Below are 276 nucleotides of genomic sequence, written 5' to 3'. Positions count from 1 at the left end.
ATCACTACCTAAGAGAAGAAAAGGGAAAAACAAAGTCGTGACTGCGAGTAAACGAGTGCGATATGAACAGGAGATGGATAAAGAACGACGAGTCGTTATTGATCTAGTGAATGAAGTAAACGAAGAGTTGGAAACCGGTTATGTGCCAACTATTCAGTATGAAATCCCGGAACGAGATGAACATGTCATTGAACAAAGCGTATCCAAGTTTGTCCTCAAATCATCAAAACACAAATTATCCGAACTCCTCGTCAAACTATTGAAGGCATTCTGGAC

At 40.2% G+C, this 276-nt stretch carries 1 protein-coding gene; it reads left to right on the top strand.

The window, feature by feature from the left end:
- A partial coding sequence (locus QWY29_RS20410; RefSeq protein ID WP_300963052.1) for a hypothetical protein occupies positions 1 to 276 on the top strand: 276 nt, incomplete at both ends.

It is taken from the genome of Nocardioides abyssi (assembly GCF_030412915.1).
Lineage (GTDB): Bacteria > Actinomycetota > Actinomycetes > Propionibacteriales > Nocardioidaceae > Nocardioides > Nocardioides abyssi.
Note: the sequence above shows the minus strand (reverse complement) of the source record. Positions and strands in the feature narration are given on the sequence as shown.